The organism is Clostridium sp. chh4-2 (assembly GCF_002899675.1).
Taxonomy (GTDB): Bacteria; Bacillota; Clostridia; order Lachnospirales; family Lachnospiraceae; genus CHH4-2.
Genome location: NZ_PKUU01000005.1, coordinates 206,738 through 228,452, shown reverse-complemented (window position 1 = coordinate 228,452; position 21,715 = coordinate 206,738). Strand labels below are relative to the sequence as shown.

The window sequence follows — 21,715 nt, the reverse complement described above, 5'->3', positions numbered from 1 at the left end:
TACCTCCTTATTCTTCGACTAATGGGTCTAAATGGGTTACGCCGTCAATTGTACCGTCCAAATCGGCTCCAACCACATCATTTCCGATTATGGGGGTGAGATCATGAACGTCCAGCCCTTCGCCGAGGTGTTCTTTTTTATCGTTGATCAATTTAATCCGGTCATTATTCAAGATGACGTCGGCCGGCTGTTTTGTCTCCAATTTACCAGCCAGTCCAACCAACAGAGCCTGTTGTGCTTCCAGTTTCAGAATTCTCTGATCCAGCGGAAGAAGCAGATCGTCTGGAATATAGGTCTGCCATTTGCTGCCCTCTGTGACGGGGATGATGCCTTCTAAATGTTTATTGACGTATTCCTTTAACTGGGGCTCGCCATCCGTTTCCATTAATTTCATAAAAGTTACCACGAACCGGATATCTCCGGCTTCTTTGGTCATAGAGATGTCCATGGGAAGCAGATACTGCAGTTCATAGTTTGTTTTGTAATTGACAGAAGATGGCATTAAATATTTAACACCGTATTCTTTGCTGACCGGATAGATGTACTCTAACTGCATCACGGCGTCGGTGAGGTCATTTCCTTCATCATCTACAGCAGGTGACAGAAACTGAACCGTATTGGAGGCAGAATTTTGAATTATTTTTACGCCGGTTACATTTGTTGCTGTTACCGTATTGTTGGCATGTAATAATAGTGTATACATAACATCATACCTAACCTTTCTTTTTATTCTTTTAAAAGCAGCAAATTGGGGAGCATGGCTGTATGTGCGTTTGGATGCTGCATGGAGGGATAAAATATACCCTATTTGTTTTATTTTCAAACTACCGTATTTTTGTCCAGCCTTTTATCATAGCCACATAGCTTTTGTCAACTTTCACATATAAATATCCATCATCTCCCCAAATTAAAACAATGCCGTGATCGGAAGAAGACTTATCCGGTTTTTATCAGGGCTGTCAATGATGAGAGAATACGTTTGCTTGATATCTGATTGGCTATGGAGCTGAAGGACTCAACTTCATCTGCATTCCCTGAATCGTCAAAAATTATGGGATGATTGCCTAAATTGCCTCCAATATTTTCATATGTGATATTTCCGGCGGCTTTTTTTGTACCTTTATATAAAGACATGAGTGTTTCTCCTATCTTATTTGATGTATTATCTGATCAGTTGAAAAAGATGGAAAATGGGATCAGGCGGTTCTTTTCCACATGTAACAGGTGATATATGGCTGAACGATTTGCTGGGATGTGGAAAGCTGTAAGTTTGTACCGGGAGCTGAGCCACCGGTGCTTCCATGATTATGTGCCTGATTGCTGCCGGCATATTGGGTATCCCAGATAGTGCCCTTTTTCCATTCCATAAACCACCCGGAGTTTGGTATGGAGCTAAAGCCTGAGACACCTGCATCGAACTGAGCAGTTGCGCTGTTTCCATTATTAACAACGATGGCTGCATTCGCAAGCCAATGGTTGTGAGAAGGGATTTGATTGATATTCAATGCGCAGTCACCAGTGGAATGTATATGATTATTAACCGCATGGCTGTGGCTTAAATTGATTGTTTTTGCTCCGCCTTGCTTCTCTGGAATGGAAAAATCCGTATCTGCTTCATAAACGCCGATGGGTGTCCGGCCATTTCCCCACCGTTCCCAAGTGCCGCCAAAAAGTATATTGGGATTTGTATTATTAACACTGAGATAGATGGAACCTATGGGATAAAATTTTAAAATGTCGGTTTTTAAGGTGATTTTTCTATCGAGGTAGATTAAGCCGGTTTTGATGGAAGTTAGCAGGGAAGATAGAAGAGAAGTTGATTTTATTTGCATTATTATGGAATCGAAGGAAACGGAGTCTTCTATATCTTCGGAGTCGTTAAAAGAAACGGTGTTGTCTTTTAGATCTGTATGTAAAATTTCTGCTGTGCTATTTCCGGCGATTTTTTTGTAACCTTTGTGAAGAGACATTTATTCGCCTCCTTTCTGTTGGGATGGTGTGAGGGATTAAGCGTACAATCTTATGACGGCGGGCAGTTTGCCATATTGTTTTGCTATTGAAAAGAGGGACAGCAGGATTATATATTGATACTTAGGACACTTTAGAAGCGGCAGGGACTGCAGAAAAATACTTAGTGATGTTATTAGAAAAAGGGTCTGCAAATTCGTTACATTCGTTACATAATAGTCCACTTCCGAATATTACGAGTAACCTGTACCATTAGTCAAATTTTATTATTTAATAAAATTTAATAGAATGGAGAATCCGTTTTTATTGAAGGAATTACTATCTTCTGGAGGTCATAATTTGTAATTTTATTGCATATAATTAACTAAAAACTATAGATAGGAATACCAGGATATGAAAATACGAAATAAAAGTGCTCTTATTATATCAATACTCATTCCTTTAGCAATTGGTTCAATATCTGCATTATTAAGTGGAAATATGTCGTCATACTCTATGCTTGTTAAACCAACTTTAAGCCCGCCAGGATTCGTCTTTCCAATTGTATGGACAATACTTTATATATTGATGGGAATATCCTCATATATAGTTTACTCATCAAACAGCCCTAATAAATCAAAAGCCTTGCTGCTATATAGTGTTCAGCTATTCTTTAACTTTTGTTGGAGTATCATTTTTTTTAGAATAGAGCTTTACTTTTTTGCTTTAATCTGGATTATCGCATTAGTCCTTATAATAATTATCATGATAAAGCAGTTTCGCATTGTCAGCCCCCGGGCTGCTTATTTACAGATCCCCTATTTGATATGGTGTATCTTTGCTGTATATCTAAATTTTGCTATATTCATATTGAATTAGAATGTGTGAAGAACCGATTAAGTTTTATTCGGTTCTTTATATTTTTTGAATGTATAAACCTGTTTCATTATTTCTCTTCTAACATGCTTTTAAGAAATACTTCATATGTTGAAAAAATGATGTTTGAAACATATATTGCATATTTGTTGTGCTGCCTATAACATGGTTTTAAGCTTCGGTTGGCTTGTAAAATCTGTCTTTTATATTTCTCACAAATTCTAATGCTGTTTTAAATTTTCTCTATTGGTCATTTGTCTATTTTCTTAATTTCATATAAATGGTGATTTAACGGCTACTAAAACGGATTTAATGGCTACGGAAACTGTTATTAATAATCCATATATGAATATTAATTATCATCGAACTGGAAAGATCTATTCATTTTCATTTCAGGGGCCTACCAAAGCATCGATAACAGCTGGAACACGAGTAACTATTATTACGAACTTACCGGATGATTTTGGTTATCGGGCTTTCACCTTTTTCATGTCTGGTATACAAACATTAGTCGTAATAGATGGATCAACTTTACAATTCGAGCCAAGAGCAAATGTTGACATAAATACATATCCGTATGGATTATTTACAATAGTTTGCAAATAATCAGTAATATGATTATTTTGTCCAGACTATTTTATCACTTGTTATAGTACCTGTTGCTGGGTCTTTTTTACGGATAACTAGACTTATGTCTTGTTGAGTTAAATTAATTATCCAAGACCAAGTAGTATCAAAAATCAACTCTATACTCGAAGCTTGTAAGTCATTTGATGCCCAAAAGTTTACCCTAGCTACGTTGGCAAACGTTATCTTATTTTTTAAGTTATTCATATCATTCTTAGCGCCCATTAAATCACTATTCATTTTACTAACGTCCCCATTCAACCCCATTAACGCCGAAACAATATTCCCCAGAATAGATTTAAACTTCATCCCTTTTACAATATTTTGTATATTCGCAGCAGTATTGACGTCCACCGTATCATAATTTGTATTTACAACAGGCTCACCGCCAGTCCCTATTGTAATATCCTCCCCGCCTTTAATGATTCCCGCAGTTGCGTTAGTGGCTAATGGGGGACGTAATGTTCCTAATATAATTTTTGACATTTGCATAATCTCCTTTATTCATCCGGTATTTCATAATAAATGTTCCAACCTGCATCAGCTTCTTCGATTTTGATTGGCGGAGGTTCAGAACCATCTTCATAATAGGCAACCAGATCCCATCCGTCCATTGATAAAGTAAAGAGTCCGTTCATGTTTGCGATTGCACAGCCGGATTCGTCGTCTGTAGTAAGATAATAGGTATCTTCATCTAAAGTTCCGGATTCCAGCATATTTTGATACTCTGCCTTGGTTAGCTGAACGATTGGATCGGAAACCTTAATATCCGTTGTTCCGTCGAAGTCGATGCCGTTTATTTTACGGGGAATGGTTAATTTTGCAGCGCTTAATACTTGTTTATCTATATCGGCTGTATTATCTGCATTGCTGAGGCCGATGTCCGCTTTTGTATGGGTATGATCCGCTGATGCTTTACTGCTCACTGTGTTCCAAAGTGTACGTTCGTCGGATGTTATGTGTTTTACCGCATCGGAGATATGTGATACAGCGCTGTTCCAACTCCCGATTAAAGTTTGTGTAATCGAGTCGAGAAGTGATTTATTCTCATGAAAATGCTTTGAGGCGACGAGATTGCTGAATTCTTCGCCCGAGGCATTTAGCGGAGTATATCCAAGGGTATCTGTGATATTTTCAAAAGTTAATTCACTTCTGATGGCAGAAGAGGACTTATTTTCTACATTACCAAGCCCCAGGCTGCTGGGGGTGATATTGACTTCTCCGGTTCTATAACTTGTTTCCGCACTCCCTTTAATACCTGAGACGCCGGCAACAGAGCTGCCGTTTGATGCGGCGCCGGGGATCTGGATGAATAAATCGTCCCAATTATTTTGTGGGGCGCATACCTGAACGATCTGGTCGGTTGAGAGTGAGGCGCTGCATGATGCTGAAAAAGTTTTTCCTCTATAGAAAATTTCGTATTTTCCGTCTGAAATTTTGCCGATTACTCTAGCTTTAAATGACCGGTCAAATTTGGCTTTTTCTAATTTTTTATCAATTTCTGAGCGAAGTGAATTTGCAAATGCGTTCCATATATCCAAATAATTCATTTCTATCTCCTTATGTATAGCAAAGGAGTTTATGACTGAATCTCATCATAAACTCCCAAATGCTAAATGTTATGTTATAAACTTCTTGTTTTGCCAAACTGTTCTCTTAAAGCCTGCCCTGACAGAGTGGCCATGGAATTAATAAATTCTTCTACATTTTTTACACCATGGACATCCACATCGCCTATAGTCACTTCAATGTTCTGTGGTCCGTTTGCGTGTGAATTTTCGGTCAAAATGCTTCTGTAATTCGGCATAATGAAATTATCCAACGGCGTATAATATGCTGCTGCTGCAAAATTCCTCATAAGCATTTCTTGCTGTTCTGCGTTGAGTACGGCTTCTCCGGAATGTAAGATTGCGGGGATTTCATTTGAATCAAGTTTTGCTTCAGCAAGTAATTTCATGGCAGTTTCCCGGCTTTTAGATGGATTTTTACCTACTAAACCGCCTTTAATACCGTCTTTACGATATTCGAATTCCGAATCTTCATCGTTATTGTACCGGGAAATGTGTCTTTCTGAATCGTCATCGTCAAAATCATCATCATCTCGATCAGACGCATTTTCAAGAGCATCGCGTACTTCCTCCAAAATATCCTTCATACTGGCTACATTATCGGTTAACTGCTGCCAACTGGTCGTATATTCGGAGATCATTCCGGAGTTTTTATTGTATTGCTCCATAGATTTCAACAGTTCATCTGCCGTTCCGGTGAGGGCATTCTGGATACCGCTCAATATTGCATCTGCATTGGCTGCTGTTCCATTGGCTGTACCGAGATAGTCAAATATGTTTTGCAGGTTGTCTGTGGCGGACATTTTCTGATTCATTTGGGACAGAAGATCATTGATTCCGCTCATGGCCTGATCGTAGGAGAGAGTGCCATCCTTATAAGAGGCAATGTAATTCTCTAACAGAGCATAAATATTTTCAGTTGATTCAATCTGCTCTTCATACTGCGCTTTTTGCAAGGCCAGAGACTCATAAACGCTTTTGAATGTGTTGTAGAGATCGGCATCATTGCCGGAAAGTATTTTATCCTGCCATCCGGCACCCAAATATTCATTCGCAAGAGCAGCATTGCCGGCTTTTTCGATGTTATCTTTGATTTCAGACCATTTTTTACTTATGTTTTCAAGTTTTTCTGTCTGGTCGTCATAGGTTTTGTTGATTCCGTCTAATTCTTCCTGCAGGCCGTCCATCTGAGTCTGAAGATTGTATTTTTCCAGCTCATACTTGGCATCTGCCAGATTGTTTTCCGCATTCCTAATAGCATCGGAGTCAGATTCATATGTGATTTCACCGTTGCGGATGACTTTTGTTGATTTTTGGTTTCTGGCTTTATCCAGTTCGTATAGGGCTTGTTCTACTGAAAGTTGATGTTGTCTGGCTTCGTTGGCCTTATCTAAAAGATCCAGCTGCTCCTGAAGGGCGTTGATCTGATTCTGATATGTTTCATTGGTCAGGTCGTTTTCCTTTTGAAGGGCATCGATTTGATCCTGAATTGCGGTGGTGACAGCAGAGATGACAGACTCGTAATCGCTTTGAAGATCGGTCATGCCGTCTAAGGCCTGTTGGAGAGAAGAGGAGTAGTCTTTGATTGAGTCCAAAGGCATTTGGAGCAAGGCTTCGTTCCAGGCGTAGAGGTTTTGAACCATGGAGGATATTTCGCCGTTGATGGATTGTAATTTACTATATAATTCATTCCAATTATCGGAACCTTCATCATACTTGCGCATGATATCCTGAACAGTTTTAGCCTGTTCTTTGTATTGTTCTATGATGGTTGCGCCATTATCAATTAAGCTCTGATAGTAATCAGCACCTAATTTCTTCCCTGAAGCTTCTAATTCAGCACCCCAATTTTCAATAGTATTGGTGATATCACTGTACATACCAATAACTTTATCGAGATTATCGATTGGAATCTGTGCAACTTCGAATTCTTTCTTCTCAATGGCTTCAAGCGCCTGCAAACGTGCAGATTCATAATCGTTGACTTCTTCAAGCAACTTGCTGTATTCTTCGCTGTTTTCAACAGGATCTAATTCAGAGAGCTTATTTTTTGCGAGTTTAATCTCACGATTATAATTTTTTAACTGGCGTTCCATGTTGTTAATTTGTTGTTGATAGATATCCGTGTCAACAACACTGCCAGAAGCTTTTATGTAATTGATCTGATCATCTAGCAAGCTATTAGTCTTTTCTAACTTGTCATTTTCAGCATCCAAGCTATTAAGTTCTGTGGAAAGATACTCTTCCTGGTGGTCTCTTTTCTCCTTTTTTGCATCCTCAACAGCTTGCTCCGCGTCAGACAATTTACTATATGCATCCATTGTATTGGAGATCTGCGTTTTCAAATTGCTGGGAACCAGTTCAATATCGATATTGCCATGTTCTATTTTGTCTCTATATTCTGGGACAAGAGCGACTAAACTTTCATATGAATTCCTATAAGTATCAATAGAACTTTGTGCATTTTTAATGATCTCATCATCCACTTGCATAAGACGCTCGAGGATACTTTGCTTATTCTCAAGTCCAGATCCATTTTTAACTCGTTCCGTTAACTCGGTAACAGACATATCAGCCTTGTCAGCCAGTGCGATTAATTCATTCCATGCCTTATCAGTTAGGACTGTATCTGTGCTCATTAGCTCATTAACACGGTCGATTTCAGCTTTTGACAGTCCGGTATAGGCAGTGTAGGTGTCAGAAAGTTGGTTTTCTAATTTTGTTTGTTCTTTTTTTAGGAGTTCGGTACGTTGGGCAAACCAGTCAATGTCGGAGTTTTCTTCTTGGGATTTGGAACCGCTGCCATTATCTTTTGACTTTTGGTTTCCACCAGTTCCAGCCTTAAATTGATTGGCGTCAAGATTTTCCCATCCATAATCAAATGTTCCGTTTTTGACTTCAGATATGGTCAATTCAGCATATTCATTCCTCTTTAAATCGCCAATAGACCAGTTACTTTTATTTTTAGTGGATTCGAGGTCGTCTTTAGCACCTTTGAGCTTTAATATTGCCGATCTACTTGCTCCTGCCGTATTTGCTAAAGCGATGATGTTATCAATATCACCCGATGTATTAATTTCTGCATCATTACATGCTATTTTTGCAAGTTCAAGCCTTGCTAATGCTTGTTTGCATGTATTACTTGCGTTGGATGATGATAAAAATGCATTAACTTCTTCATAAGAAGCATTTGATAAATCATAGCCTTCATTTGCTGCTTTACTAAATGCTTTCGCTATATCTTCTGTAATTATTGCGGATGCATTCATAACTCCATTAGCCTCTAACTGTGATACGATCATATCACGGTTTTCAGTATTCAATCCGTTTAATACACCAGACCCCCATATCCATTCATTGACAAGGGTGTTAAAAGCCTTTTCGACATCCTGGGCAGTGGATGATGAAGATGTTAATGTCCTTTCGAATTCATCAAAAGATTTTGTTGATGAACCAAATTTTTCACGCAGAGCTTCTACATCTACAATATCAAAGGTAATATCTGCTTCTTCTTTGAGATTTTCCTTGAAATTATTATACAAGGATTGGAATTTAGATAAATCTTCAATTTTGGATGAAAATTCGGTTGATGAAAATAATTCTAGAGAATCTTTTGCAACAGATAAATATTTTTTCTCAGCCTCTGTTGCGCTATTAGCGGCATTGGCGCATTCTATCCAGTTATCTATTTTTTCCTGTGTATTTATATTGTTTGCGTTAAAAAAATTAGTTTCATCTACTCCAAACTTTTTCTTTGCCTCATCAAGAGTGTTGCGATACTTAGTAGAGAGATCATCAATATTCTCAAATTCGAACTGTATTTTTACATCAGCAGGATTCATGTTGAGGATAGCAGCGATTTTATCTATATATTTGTTGATTGTCCTTGCCGATACATCAGGTGTAACTGTATTAGTGTCAAAAGAAATTAATTCTTTATATGCGTTGGATAATTCGTCTGCATCCGCTTGTGGCAGGTGTTTTAGTGGAGAGATAATACTATCTCTGATATAGCTGTAAGGATCTTCGTTATTCATTTCCTTTGCTATGTTCATTTGTAATCCACTTACCATACGGACAGCGATGTCCTGCATAGATTTATCAAGTGATTTGAAACTTGACTGCGTTTTCATGCCTAAAGTCATATTTCCTAAGAAATCTGTCCAAGCTAATTGAGCAGAGTTATATGCATTGGACTGTTTCTGGGCTTCATCTCCAATGGAATCAAACAAAGCTTCTGCTATAGTTGTTGATTGCCCCACAATAATATTTTTTAATGAATCCTTTTCATCTTCTGTTAAAGCAAATGTACTTAAACAAAGGTCAAATGCAGAGCCTTCAGTCATATGAATTAGACTAGAAGTATCTAATACAGAAGATAATTCTAAACTTCTTTCATTACTTAATGATTTAGAAAACTCTCTAACTGCTGCATCAATTACGTTATAATAATCGACATCCGCTTCATTCTGTAAGTTACCAGAAAACTCAATAGAATCACCAATTACTATTTTTCCTTCTGTCATATCTCGAAGTATATTCATGGAGTTTTCGGCTTGCTTTATTTTTTCATCAAATTCTGTTTGTCCCTCAAGTGCCTCATTTATCTGTACTTGTACTCCACCGAATATATTAGCTAAATCTTGTGAAATTTTAAAATTCTGTAGATACTCTTCGACTTCTAATAGATCGTTTAAATTATCAGAGGCCGTTTTCCCATTATTTCCTAAGTTTAAAATTGCAATACCATTTTCATCAATAGTGGTAACTAGCTGGGGAAATGCCTCGGCAAGTTGAGTATTAATGTCTAGAAATTTATTATAATCATCTGTGCTTAAATTGATATTTTTATTTGTAGCTTTGTCTACACCTTCTGAAAGCTTATCATATAAAGCAGCAGTATCTTCAACTATTTTTTTATGGGAATTAAATGTGCCTTTTAAGTCATTTATGCGTGAGTTTGCTTTTTCAGTGGCCTCTATTGCCTTTTCGGCACGATGAACATAATTATCGATGGCTTTTGCAACAAGTTCAATGCCTTTTGATACTGCATACATAATGAACATATTACCAGCCATAGCAGCGAATGATTTCATAATCATTCCGGCCTTCTGCGTTGCTTGTGCGAAGAAGGTTGTAGCAGTTGCATTATCTTTGAGATAGGTTTGGTAAGAGTGTAAATCTTTTGAACCATAATTAGTATCTTTTAAGAAATTGATAAGTGACTTATCTGCAATTTCCATTTTTTTAATAAAGGATTCAAACTTTTTTTCATCAATAATATTTAAAGAAGAATTATTCCAATTTTTTACTTTATCAAAAAATGAAGTCGCTTCTTTACTTACTTCGGCAGTCCCCTTTCTAGCCTTATAAATACTTACTAACCAACTATTAAATCCATTATCAGAATCCCATTGTATTGCCAAACAAATTCTGATATACTTATCTCATATTATTACTACTTGCCATAACAAAGAATATGAGGGGGATAGTAGTTATGTTAAAACTATGTGAGAATTGCAAAAAAAATAATGAACCAACTTTCCATGGTTATATTGACTGGATAAAAGCGGATTGCTATAAATGTCCGATATGCGGAAACGAACTGATCGATACAATTATTACATCCGAAGAATATGAGATAATAGATAGTGTATCAGATGATAATTTTTTCCTTGATGCGATGGTGGCTCTTAAAGAAAAGGATCCAATTGAATTTCAATTAAAGATGAGCCAGTTTAAGAGCAATATTCACCAAACTCAATCTACCGAACAACAGGAGAGTCATCTCCCTAAATGTCCCACTTGTGGCTCAACAAATATTAAACCGATCTCTGGAACAGAACGAGCAACTTCAATTATTGGGCTAGGAATTTTCTCAAAGAAGATTAATAAATCCTATAAATGTTTAAATTGTAAGCATACGTGGTGATGTTTTGATAATAAGCCCAAGTAAAAGGAGATTGAAACCAATTAGTCTTTTTTATTGAAATATAAAAAGCATAGTTGGGACTATGCTTTTTATATTTCAAACACGGTATAAGCAAATATAAAGACTTTTGCAAATAACTTTAAAGCGATAACCCATAGGTAAAATTATTAGGATCGGCTATCTATAAAAGATTATTTTTTGCAATATATATGCTCCGTATTCTAAGAACAACATTTCTAGCAAAAATACGTGAACTACAGCGGAACTAAGGCTTGCGCTGCTTTCTAGTCTATATTTGCAATGTAATAATTAATAATGTTCTTCTATAAAATCTACTCAGCGGTAAAGTTAACGAACAGTAAATTAAGAGAAAATAGTCCAGCTTGAGAAGTAAGTATTGATACTATCGGTCTTGTATATGAAAACAATTATAAAGGAGCATTAGTATTCAAAAGCTTTGAAAAATCTTCGTTTGTTAGTTTCTTGGAAGAGTGAAAACAAGCGGAAACTTCAATAAACAAATAGAATGGTTTATTATCCGTTGCTTAATCTATCTTAGTTGTTAATGAAATATATGCATGTATATCATCAAGATTTAAATCTCTAATATTTATTGAAAATTCATTATTTATCAGGACTCTTTTTTCTTCAGGATGAAAAGTATTCGTTATAAGAACCCCCAAAAGGTCTATTATCATCAATTCCCCATTTTGCTACTTTATATACTATTTTTTCATAATTCCCCTTATCCTAATTTAATATTTCTCTATTTTCCGAATCAGGTATTTGAAAAGATAATTGTTTCTCCATATAGTATATCCTTTGTATAATTTACTTATGATAACGACATATAAAATCATTGTACTCTACATATATAATAAAACTCACAAATAAATATACATTAATTGGAATTATATTCTATTGCGTGAAGAAATATAATGGCAATCTATGTAAAATATTCAGATAGTTTTTGATTACTTATTCCAAGCCTTTCTATCATCCATCCGGCTTGTAGGATAGCTTCGTTTTCATTAACATTATTCCGTTTTAGCAAGTCGTCTATAATATTAATATGTAATGAACTTGGTTTCCCAAGGGTCAGACTGTATATCACAGCATACATATAATTTCGCCTATATGTAGCCAAACCTTGTCAGTCGTTGGGGGTTAAGGCTTCACGAGATTACATTCTCGCTTTCTATTCGTATTGAACTTAGCCTTTCCCTGCGTTCAGATCCCCAATTTAAGATCCTACCTATTGATTACCCATTCCCTTTTATGAACGTTAATAACGAATCACTAAGGCATAAATTGTTACTTAGCATATTTCAGCTTATAACATACTATTCTGTTTTTTTCTGCCTTTCGGCACCATTCTACTTCGTTTCCAAAATAGTGTGGAATTGAATAGCCTTTAGGGTTCCCCGCATATTCGGTTTTTTTGTTAAAAACAATGGTATCCATTCTATAAGAATGCTCTCCCTAGTTGATTACATGGCATTATTATGTAACTTTTAGAGAGTGGGCGCAGTACAATATTTTGAGATTGAATCCACCAATACCTAATTTACTGGTAATTAATCCGCCAATGGCTCCAAGTGATCCTACAGACCCAAGTGATGATGTAAGTTTATTTATGACTTCCAGCAGTGAATTTAAAGTATTAATACATGTAACTATTCCATCAGAAGCACCAAGGCTAGCAACAATACTAGTCCATGTATTGTTAAGACGATTTAGTGAAAGTTCCCAGGAATTAGCTACCTCCATTGCATCCTTTAAAGCGGAACCTTCGGCACTTCCTGTATCAGAAAGCATTTTTTCATAACTGTCCCAATTGCCCAGAATCGAGCTTAACACATCACCGCCGGGCCCTCCAATATCCTGGATAATACCAGCCCGTTCACCGCCTCCTTCCGGCAGAGAGTTATAAACATCTGCAAGCTCTTTAAGCACTTCTATGGGATCGCGCAGTTGGGTGATGCCATTTTTCATGTACTCCAGCTCTATGCCAACGCTGTGGCACCTTTCCTCGGCTTTTTTCAACGCTTCCTCATTGATAATTTCGCCGGAACCGGTTTGCCCTGAAACCTGCTGGAGATTCATCATAATGCCTGTGACTGCATTTCCTACGTCTTCCCCAGATTTATGAGAAGCGGATATACCAGTACCAAGCAATGCGGTTAATTCATTTTCGTCAATACCCATATTGGCTAATTGGCTGGCAGCTGCTTTTGTGGCGTTGGCTAATTCTGTAAAGCTGATGGCGTTTCGGTTGGTGACCTGATTTTGAGAATCTAATAGGGCATTTAGTTTTTGGGCATTGCCATGATATTTATAGGCAGCATCGGATGCAATTAAATAGCTGTTGGCCAGATCCGTGGTCATGTTACCAGCAGATTGAGCCAAAATTGATAATTCGGCAAGTTTTTCTGACTGGATATTATTAAATCCTGCTTGGGCCATTTCAAGTACAGTATTTAAATAGCTGGTAGATGATACCCCATATTTGCCTGCGATATTGATGGCAGATATACCAAGGGCTTCCAAGGAATTTTTCGTCCGGTTAGTTGAAATAGAGATTCTGGTTAAAGCTGCGTCGACTTCCTTTAATTCTAAAATTGACTTTTTGATTTGTTGGACAGCAAAACTTACAATGGAATTTATTCCCATCACATTGCTGATTTTAGAAACAGTATTTTTTAGGGCGCCGCCCCAATCTTTAGTTGCCAGGTTGGCTGCCTTAACTTTATCTTTAAAGGCATCGACTTGCTTATTAAAGCTGCTTAGATCTTCGGCTGTTGACAGTGAGCGGGACGCAGTGACCAGCTGTTCAAATTCTGCGGCTAGTTCCGGATTTTTTTTTAGTGAACTCCATTTTAGACCTAAATTTGTAATACCGGATTGTGCTGATTTAATCGCTGCATTTAAGTTATCCAGTTGTGACTGGGAATTAACCAAATCCTTTGTTGGTGAAGAATTTCTGTAGGTTGAATTATATTTTTTTTGTTCAGCTTCCAATTGATGATTGAGTGAAGAGACTACACTTGTATTTCCGGCAGCAGCGTTTTGAGCTAACTGCTTTCTTAATAATAAAATTCTGCTTAATAAATCGGCTTCTTTGTCGATCGCGTCTATTTCCGCTTGATTAGAGGCAGTATTTGATGGCGAGGCTTTTTTCGGGTTAGTAATTTCTTGTCTCTTTTTAATGAGAACATCTAATCGGCCGATTTCCCAGTCCAGTGTTTCGTCCTTTAGTCCTTTTTTACTTAATTGTTTGGAACTATAAGTATTCCGATCCTTCAGAAGATTAATTTGTCTTTCAATCTCTGATGTTTCAGTTTTACTGGCGGCAGGAAGCCTTTTTGATAATTCATAAATATTTTTTAAGTTCTCTTGAATACGGCTGTAATATTTTACCTGTTCACTTATCGCTGGAGTTCCCGGGTTTTTATTAAGCTTTTCCTGTTCCTTACAGATGTTTTTTACGGCGGTTAAAACTTCTTGAGAGTCAATATTCAGCTTTATTTTTTTACTAAAGCTTTTCGCCAGGCTGCCGGATATTTTTGTTATATCTTTCCGCAAATTTGCCTGGTCTATATTGACTTTCAAAGCGACCTTTTTAGAATTCACCAGCTTTTGTACATTCTGAATGTCCTTAGACAATTTTGCTTTATCCAGGACCGCCTCTATTAATACTTTAAAATCATTCACGATATTGAATCACGTTCCTTTCTTAGTTGTGGTAACGTAACTGTTCAGTAGGTCTGCGCATTTACTGCGCTGACCGTAATAAAACTTTAATTGTGAGGGTACTGAACAATTACGTGGCAACAAAAAAGAGACGCTGTGATACGTCTCTTAATTTAGATACCTGATAGAAGAGCCTATGTTTTAGATGGTGATAAACCGGAATCTCTTCATATCCGTATAGTTTAATATGTAATCGGCGGCATCTTCCACGGGTATGATCACCTCATCATATACTTCCGATCCAAGCACTTTAGTAATATCGATCACCACAATTCGAATCAGTCCCATAAAAGCCTCCTTTAAAGTATGATTGCTTTTTTGATATAAGTATTTGTATACATGCAGGTGCTTCCCACACAATAGGCGGGTTCCTCCTGATCGGATATTTCCACAACGTTTGTTAAGCCATTTGGCAAGATAGAAAAATTGTGATCGGATAAATATCTGTTAAACATGCGGTAAATAGCTTTTGAATCCGTATAGGGGTAAAAAGTCCAATCCGTTATTTGGATTTTATCAATACAGGAAGCAACTTTTAAAAATACATTCGAAAATGCCTGGTTTGGCTCATCTTTTTCCAATATTTTAATCATGCAATTTGACGAGCCCATGCTAAATGTCTCAATATATAAAGCTTTGGCAACCGGAAAATCGTAAGAGTACAGAAGTTCCAGGGCTTTTTTATAATGATGCTGTTTCAAATCAGGAAGGATAGAAGAAGCTACAATTGCCTTCTCATCCGAATTAAAAGGTAAAATGCTTATCTCATAAAGCAATTGAGAGGCGAAATTTGGGAATCGCCAAAAGGTTTGAAACAGAAATTTGTATCTAAGGTATTCCGTCATGAAACTGACCATGTCATTGGATTTATAAAAAGAGAGCATGGTGTGTTTCATTGTGGCAGCTTCAGCCGGCAGACCAATGTTATTGAAAAGGGATACGACTGTGGCAATTGCGTTTGTAATGGCGTTTGCTGAAGGCTCAGCATTTGTAATGTTTCCTTTCATCTTTTACCTCCTGATTGAACAATACTTTAAAATGTGATACAATATTACAAAGGAGAAAAGACCAAATATGATATGAAAAATCAATGATTCCATATATGGAATGAAAAAATATGATAAAAAATATCATATTTGGTATTTCCTTGTGATCAATATACTGTAGAACGCCAAAAATGTCAATAGGAGAGGTGGCATAAAATTGAAAGAAAAAGAAACTATCCCTTTTTTACTGGATAATATCCGATATTTATGTAAAATGCGTAGCTTGACGCTGCTAAAATTATCCGAAGATTTAGAAATTCCGGTATCAACCGTATCCAAATGGAACACAACGATTCCGTCCGTGCTGTATGCATTGAAAGTTGCCAGGTATCTTGGGGTGCAGTTGGAAACGCTTTGTAATGCACCTTTAGATATAACGGAATATGATCTGTTTATAGAAACTTTAATTGTTAAGACTCAAAAAAATGAGGTATCCTGGAAGTTAAATGAGGATGAAGAAATCTGTAATCAGATCAAATGGCATGAAAAAGTGGCTGCGCATGTTCAAAATTTTTATAATATACCTGCCGAGGAGTTTGCGGATGAAGAGTATGGAAGCTTTGGCGGAATCTATTTTCTGAAAAAAGAGGACGGTAATTCTGTTATTTTTGCACATCAGCAGGAACCCTATACTCCTGAGGATGGATACCGTTTTTATGATTTTTATCATATGTTTTTGTATTATAATAAAGAGCTGCATTATATTGAAGGCAAGAATATGAAAAACTTGTTAAATGCTATCCAGAAGCAGGTTTATACGGATGTGGAAGAGATGAATAATAAACAGTTCATCGACAGTTTCTTCGATTGAAAATAATAGGTGTGGCTGTAGGCGCACCTATAGGCGCCAATCCCAGGGCATGTGCAGATCGTCTGCGGTATGCTCTGGTGTTTTGGCCGTTTATTTTACAGTCAATCCGGCCTCACGTAATTTACTTTTTAAAAGTTCCATAATCCCGTCTTCTCCGCCCAATTCCATGAGCACGAAGTCAGCCAATTCTTTATCGAAACTCTCTTTTTTGATAACCGAAGCCGACACAATGGACGCCAAGTGCTCCGTCAGCACTTTCCGGTTTCCCATCACATTTTCATGATAATATTCATTAGCAGCGTCCTGAACGCATTGGTCAATCACTTCCTGTGTATATTTTAAAGCCGTCTGTACTTTATCATCTAATTGTTTATTGAGTTCCGAACTGTTTTTAATCATAACGGCCGCCATGCTCAGTCCGTTTCGTTGGAAGTATCATTATGGATCATTTCACTCAGGGTTTTAACGAAAGCATCCTGATCCAATCCCTTCATCTTTTCAGCCATTTCCATAAGGGCGGAAGTGTCGATAGAGCCGTCCAGCAGCTGAATCACTTCGTAGATCTTGCTTAAAATAATCACTTCATATCTTAATTTTGCTGCTTTTAATTCTTTCATTTCTTTTCTGTTTTTTAACCACTCTGTCATAATAAAATCTCCTTCACTAATTGTACTATGTTTTTATATTGATACAGTTTGTTTTGCTGCCGATCTGAAATCCTATTTATAGAAGCCAAGCTTCATTTTTTCTTTATAGCATTGATTTATAATATCCATGGAATTGGTCACCTGTCCGTTTGAGCGTTTATTTTCCAAAATGTATTCTTCGTATTTATTGTGTGTGCCAATCACATGGTCGAATTGTTCTTTGCTGAAGTTTCTGCCGGCGGTAAGTGCCGAAGCAAAATCCAGGATTTCCCACCGCATGTCTTCCACATTTTTATCAATTACCATTTCCGTCAGTTTCTCCAGCCCGTCTTTTAATTCCTTGTCGTGCCGGATCGAATGTTGTACGTCCATTTCCCGCTGATTTTCAAGATATTCCAATCGTTTGGCTATGCTGATTATCAGTTCGTGTTCTTCCCTCTTTTTTCTTGTGGACTTGAATTCCAGTCCTATTTTTGTGGTAAACCACTCTAATACTGCCCAGGCGTATTTTAATCCGATTAATACAATGAAGATGTCTACAATAAAAGAAGAAAAATTAACTTGAGTCAGCATGTTAATTTCATTCACTCATCTGCACCCGCCCTTTCTGCCGGCCCGGTGGAAAACGAAGCTACAGGCCGGATTCCGTGCCGGGCCTTCGTTTCTGCCATTCGAGATATAATTTTTTCGTTTCGCCTTTGTGGAAATAGCAGCAGATATGACCTTCATTATTTGCGCTTTCGCAGATCCATTTGGGCTGTATTTTGTGGCTGGTATAGAAAATAATCTGCTTTAATGACGTGATCGGAACGATCGTATTTTCGCCATAGCATTCATATACCTCTTCTAAAGTTTTGAATATGTTCAATTTAAGGTCTCCTTTGGTTGTAAAAAAAGAGGTAAGCGGTCTTTGACAAATGTATTGTAAAAGCGCTTACCTCAAGCTCACATAAAAATACAATACAATTAGAAGGGAGCAGCCTTGCGGCTGCCCGTTATGTTATTTATTCAGCTTCGTCTTCCAGCTCAACCATATCGATTACATTGCCGTCTTTGTCTTCCAATACGGAGAATGTGATGGTAACGGATGCAGGATCTCCTTCAGATGAAAATGACAGATCTAAGGATTTCTGTGGTTTTGCTTTGTAAGCTGTGATGATATATGGAGTTAAGACGCCGGATTCGTCCTTCTCAACCGTATTCATTGTAATGTAGTAGTCTAATGGATTGCGTTTGTTGTTGAATGCGATTTTCTGAACTCCTTCGGATTTGGAAACCAGATAGCCCACTTCATAGCTTGAACCAACTGCAATTTCGTCAGCCGTTGTGGCTGTGAATTTGTCGCCGCTGTATGTACCTTTGATTTCGGTTCCGGCGAAGTCGCCTGCCGCATAAACGAAGACGGTTCCTGCCTTTGCTCCGGCCGGAAGTGTGAGAGAACCGGCTGTTTCGCATTTAACCGTTTCCTTTTTAGCGATTACAGCAGATGTTTCGATGGTTCCGTCTGATAAAAGAGCGTATAATTTGAACGGCGCCACCTGGGCCTCGATGGTCATAGTGCCTTCCATAGGATTGGTAAATGCGATCTTATTAGCGCCCTTTGCTTTTGCATAAGTATCTTCGGCTGAAAAGCCTGCGGTTGTTGTATTGGCTGTATCGAAGAATAAGAAAGGTTCCATTGTCTTTAATACTCTGATATCAACGTCGCATACCTGTCTGTTCGCTTTATTAATGTTTGCCATAAAAAAATCCTCCTTGATATAAAATGATTGTTATTCAGTTGTTAGTTGTCAATTGGCTCAAACCATAGTGTTTCTTTAAATTTACCGTCAGAATCGCCCCATGCTGCCACGTTCATGGCCTGGATTTCGTAGGAATCCAGATAGCGCTGTCTTTTAAACTGGTCGTACAGCTGATATACGGTCAGATCCCAAATGTTGGTCATGTTAATGCTGGAATGGCGGGAAGCGAGAGCGGAGATCAGATTCGGAAGCTCCATCTTGCTTCTCTCCTTGAAACTTTTTGACTTTTTAGCCTGTTCCATCCGGATCAGCAGTTTCTCAGCCGTCTTATTTTTGATTTTGACCGGCTGGGATTCCGAATCGCTTTTAGAGATTCCGTTAAGCTGCAAAATAACATTGATGACATCATTATAATTTTCTCTGTGGATACAGCCTGTGACAAGCTTTTCATTTTCCTCGTTCACAGAGCCGTTATACAGGAGAAATGCATTTTCCTGGGGGTCATATGTTATTTCATCAGCGAAGAAGAACCGTAAAGCGCCCAGTATGGTGCTCAGCGTCATTTTATCAAACTGTGCTAAATCCCAAAAGGACAAGTCTTTTTGGTCCTCAGGCGGCAGTTTCCAGTATTCCTCTTTCAGCCTTCTGAGCAGAGACAGTTCGTCCTCGGCATACAATTTAAACTGCCCGTCGTTAATTCCATCGAGTGATTTAAAATAAGAATCGATATCTAACGACAGAAAATTTAAGTAGGTGTTGTACATCGAAAACGTGATTTTGGCGATCTCTTTCAGAAGCGGAGATTTGACGCTTCCAACATTGGGAATGGTCACCGGTTCATAGCTCAGCAGGGAAAAATAATCTAATTTCGTAATAAATCACCTGCTTTTCACTTTGAATTCCGGCATCGTATAGATGAGCTGGCGGCCGTAATACTTATCGTTTGGGAAAAAATAAGTGACGGATTCCAGAGACGGGCGTCCGATTCCAAAACTGTCGGAACCCGTAAGGCATTGGTCTGCCATATCAGCCAGAATGTCGGCTCTGGTTCCGAGATAGTCTTTTTTGGAATATTTCATGATTCCTTTGTGGCAGTACGCCCATACAATGATTTTCATATCCTTTATCATTTTCGTGGGCACCCTCGGCACTTCCACTTCAATGCAAAGATAGGAAAGTTGGTCGGTTTGAGTTTCATTGACATATAGATAGGGGAAAATCTGGCTGTATACCAGATTTTCCACGTTATCATCGGTTAAATTATCATTGAGCAGCAGGGAAATAATCTCCGGGGAATTGATAAAAAGAGAGAGTATCCTGTTTTTATATGCTCCTACATCTTTTAAGACTGAATCCATTGGTCCTCCTTAATAAAGACTTTCTATGGTGATTTCCATTTCATAATTGTAATTGGAAAGTTGTAAGATCAGAGTGGAACCGACGGCATTTTCATCGTTGATTTCCAGTATAATGGTGTTGTCCTCGACATGCCGGTTCACTTCGTAATCGCAGATAACGTTCCAATCCGCGCTCAGATTGGTAAGTGGATTGCCCGATTCATCTGTGAAGCACGCTGCATAGGAAGCGGCGCGCCCGACTTTTATGGAGAGATCGCCGTCAATGGATGCGGTAATATTGGTGTCGGGACGTGCGCCGGGATCAGGCTTGGGATCGGGAGCGCGGTAGCCGCAGATTCCCAGTTCCTGATTATCGGTAATTGGATTAAATTCTCTTTTCTCAGCGGTGGCTTTGAAAATGCCCCCGTGCTCAGTTCCGTAATCGCACAAAATGTCGTCGATCCGGGTGATTTTATATACTTTTTGGGGTGCGTTTTCTCTTTTATCGATAAACACCCGTTTGCCTTCCAGCTTCAGACATTCGCTGTCATTTGGCAGAAGCAGGGAGTAGGTATTGGAGGAAAGGATCATGGAATCGGTTATAATTTCGCCGGATTCTTCGTTGCCTTCAAAAGTCCCGCTGCACCAGCGTTCCACGATGGCTCCCGAGCTGTTTTGCCATTTGAGCTTGTATTGGCATAGGAAAAGGACGGCTTTTTCATAGATTCCGTTTGTTCCGGGATAGCCGGTGATAAGCCAGTACCTGTTGTCATAGAACAGATACATGCCCGCTTTTACGGTTCCCGGATAAAACAGGCCGGTCCGTTCTATAGATTTTAAGCGGCTGTCGGCGGTGTTTCCCTGTATCATACATCTGATTTTCCGGCCGACGGACAGATCGCAGTTATACAGCACCCCGTCGGAAGCGATGCCGGTTTCCAATATTTCAGAAAATAAATCATTTTCATATCCCCCTAAAGGGTTTTGATCCGCATTAGAGGTCATTAAATACCATTCTTTCATAAAGACCTCCTAGACCTGCGACAGCGCTTTTTGCTTGTTAATCATGTCATTCGTCTTATTCGTTATATAATCCAGTTCTGCCTTTACGGCTTTCTTTCCGCCGTTGTATTTATCAATGCTTATATCCTTCGTCTCGACGCTCATGTGCTTATTAATGAAAGAAACCTGGCGTTCCTGATAGAGCTGCTTCATAAATTCAGCCAGAATGTCGATTTCATATGGACTCAGTTCGGTATCAAATTCCAGAATCTCTTCATCGAAAACCAATGGCTTTAATTCAACCGAAAAGCGGCTGACGGCTTTCTTTAACCAGATCAGTTCCAGCGTTTCCGGAATTGGGCGCTTATCTGCAAATGTGGATTCAAAATTATCAATAATTTCAGCAGCCTGCGTATGTTTCATCCTG

Annotated in this window: 21 protein-coding genes; 3 read left to right on the top strand and 18 right to left on the bottom strand. The window is 38.3% G+C overall.

Going from position 1 to position 21,715, the window contains the following annotated elements; genetic code table 11:
- Positions 1-7 precede the first annotated feature (7 nt).
- From C0033_RS07405 to C0033_RS07395, 3 genes are all read right to left on the bottom strand, one after another.
- Positions 8-703, bottom strand: a complete 696-nt coding sequence (locus C0033_RS07405; RefSeq protein ID WP_103227230.1) for a hypothetical protein — start codon at positions 701-703, stop codon at positions 8-10.
- A gap of 233 nt (positions 704-936) precedes the next feature.
- Positions 937-1,134, bottom strand: a complete 198-nt coding sequence (locus C0033_RS07400; RefSeq protein WP_103227229.1) for a hypothetical protein — start codon at positions 1,132-1,134, stop codon at positions 937-939.
- A 62-nt stretch (positions 1,135-1,196) separates the two neighbouring features.
- Positions 1,197-1,970: a hypothetical protein gene (locus C0033_RS07395; protein ID WP_103227228.1), complete on the bottom strand. Its 774-nt coding sequence runs from the start codon at positions 1,968-1,970 to the stop codon at positions 1,197-1,199.
- A 391-nt stretch (positions 1,971-2,361) separates the two neighbouring features.
- On the opposite strand from C0033_RS07395, the gene C0033_RS07390 reads away from it, so the two are divergent.
- A complete protein-coding gene (locus C0033_RS07390; protein ID WP_103227227.1) occupies positions 2,362-2,826 on the top strand; it encodes a TspO/MBR family protein in 465 nt (154 codons plus the stop codon).
- Between the two features lie 615 nt (positions 2,827-3,441).
- Here C0033_RS07390 and C0033_RS07385 read toward each other — a convergent pair.
- The 3 genes from C0033_RS07385 to C0033_RS07375 all read right to left on the bottom strand — a co-directional run bounded on the left by C0033_RS07385 (position 3,442) and on the right by C0033_RS07375 (position 10,444).
- The gene (locus tag C0033_RS07385) at positions 3,442-3,936 is read right to left on the bottom strand and encodes a hypothetical protein (protein ID WP_103227226.1); all 495 of its coding nucleotides are present in this window, start codon (positions 3,934-3,936) and stop codon (positions 3,442-3,444) included.
- A 14-nt stretch (positions 3,937-3,950) separates the two neighbouring features.
- On the bottom strand, positions 3,951-5,000 hold the full coding sequence (locus tag C0033_RS07380) for a hypothetical protein (protein ID WP_103227225.1): 1,050 nt from the start codon (positions 4,998-5,000) through the stop codon (positions 3,951-3,953).
- 74 nt (positions 5,001-5,074) lie between these two features.
- Complete coding sequence (locus C0033_RS07375; protein WP_103227224.1) at positions 5,075-10,444, bottom strand: hypothetical protein; 5,370 nt, start codon at positions 10,442-10,444, stop codon at positions 5,075-5,077.
- 71 nt (positions 10,445-10,515) lie between these two features.
- Between C0033_RS07375 and C0033_RS07370 the strand changes: the two genes are divergently transcribed.
- Positions 10,516-10,950, top strand: a complete 435-nt coding sequence (locus tag C0033_RS07370; protein WP_103227223.1) for a hypothetical protein — start codon at positions 10,516-10,518, stop codon at positions 10,948-10,950.
- Between the two features lie 1,503 nt (positions 10,951-12,453).
- Here the strand turns inward: C0033_RS07370 and C0033_RS07365 are convergent.
- From C0033_RS07365 to C0033_RS07360, 3 genes are all read right to left on the bottom strand, one after another.
- Positions 12,454-14,664: a phage tail tape measure protein gene (locus C0033_RS07365; protein ID WP_103227222.1), complete on the bottom strand. Its 2,211-nt coding sequence runs from the start codon at positions 14,662-14,664 to the stop codon at positions 12,454-12,456.
- A 180-nt stretch (positions 14,665-14,844) separates the two neighbouring features.
- Positions 14,845-14,991 carry a hypothetical protein gene (locus C0033_RS26905; protein WP_180994610.1) on the bottom strand — a complete coding sequence of 49 codons (147 nt, stop codon included), beginning with the start codon at positions 14,989-14,991 and terminating at the stop codon, positions 14,845-14,847.
- 11 nt (positions 14,992-15,002) lie between these two features.
- Complete coding sequence (locus tag C0033_RS07360) at positions 15,003-15,710, bottom strand: hypothetical protein (protein WP_103227221.1); 708 nt, start codon at positions 15,708-15,710, stop codon at positions 15,003-15,005.
- A 253-nt stretch (positions 15,711-15,963) separates the two neighbouring features.
- Here C0033_RS07360 and C0033_RS07355 point away from each other — a divergent pair, with 253 nt between their 5' ends.
- Positions 15,964-16,560 (top strand): helix-turn-helix transcriptional regulator, encoded by a 597-nt coding sequence (locus tag C0033_RS07355; RefSeq protein WP_180994609.1) that lies wholly within the window; start codon positions 15,964-15,966, stop codon positions 16,558-16,560.
- A 90-nt stretch (positions 16,561-16,650) separates the two neighbouring features.
- On the opposite strand, the gene C0033_RS07350 is transcribed toward C0033_RS07355, so the two are convergent.
- The 9 genes from C0033_RS07350 to C0033_RS07310 form a co-directional block, all read right to left on the bottom strand.
- Positions 16,651-16,959, bottom strand: a complete 309-nt coding sequence (locus tag C0033_RS07350; RefSeq protein WP_103227219.1) for a hypothetical protein — start codon at positions 16,957-16,959, stop codon at positions 16,651-16,653.
- A 14-nt stretch (positions 16,960-16,973) separates the two neighbouring features.
- On the bottom strand, positions 16,974-17,207 hold the full coding sequence (locus C0033_RS07345; RefSeq protein ID WP_103227218.1) for a hypothetical protein: 234 nt from the start codon (positions 17,205-17,207) through the stop codon (positions 16,974-16,976).
- 72 nt (positions 17,208-17,279) lie between these two features.
- Positions 17,280-17,780, bottom strand: a complete 501-nt coding sequence (locus C0033_RS07340) for a hypothetical protein (protein ID WP_180994608.1) — start codon at positions 17,778-17,780, stop codon at positions 17,280-17,282.
- Positions 17,781-17,838: 58 nt separating this feature from the next.
- Positions 17,839-18,075, bottom strand: coding sequence for a hypothetical protein (locus tag C0033_RS07335; RefSeq protein WP_103227216.1), 237 nt, complete (start codon positions 18,073-18,075; stop codon positions 17,839-17,841).
- A gap of 136 nt (positions 18,076-18,211) precedes the next feature.
- Entirely contained in the window at positions 18,212-18,949 is a 738-nt protein-coding gene (locus C0033_RS07330; protein WP_103227215.1) for a hypothetical protein, read from the bottom strand.
- Positions 18,950-18,990: 41 nt separating this feature from the next.
- Complete coding sequence (locus C0033_RS07325; RefSeq protein WP_180994607.1) at positions 18,991-19,713, bottom strand: hypothetical protein; 723 nt, start codon at positions 19,711-19,713, stop codon at positions 18,991-18,993.
- A 114-nt stretch (positions 19,714-19,827) separates the two neighbouring features.
- Complete coding sequence (locus tag C0033_RS07320) at positions 19,828-20,307, bottom strand: hypothetical protein (RefSeq protein WP_103227213.1); 480 nt, start codon at positions 20,305-20,307, stop codon at positions 19,828-19,830.
- Between the two features lie 9 nt (positions 20,308-20,316).
- Positions 20,317-21,309, bottom strand: coding sequence for a hypothetical protein (locus C0033_RS07315; protein WP_103227212.1), 993 nt, complete (start codon positions 21,307-21,309; stop codon positions 20,317-20,319).
- A gap of 9 nt (positions 21,310-21,318) precedes the next feature.
- Positions 21,319-21,711, bottom strand: coding sequence for a hypothetical protein (locus C0033_RS07310; protein ID WP_103227211.1), 393 nt, complete (start codon positions 21,709-21,711; stop codon positions 21,319-21,321).
- Between the last annotated feature and the right edge of the window lie 4 nt (positions 21,712-21,715).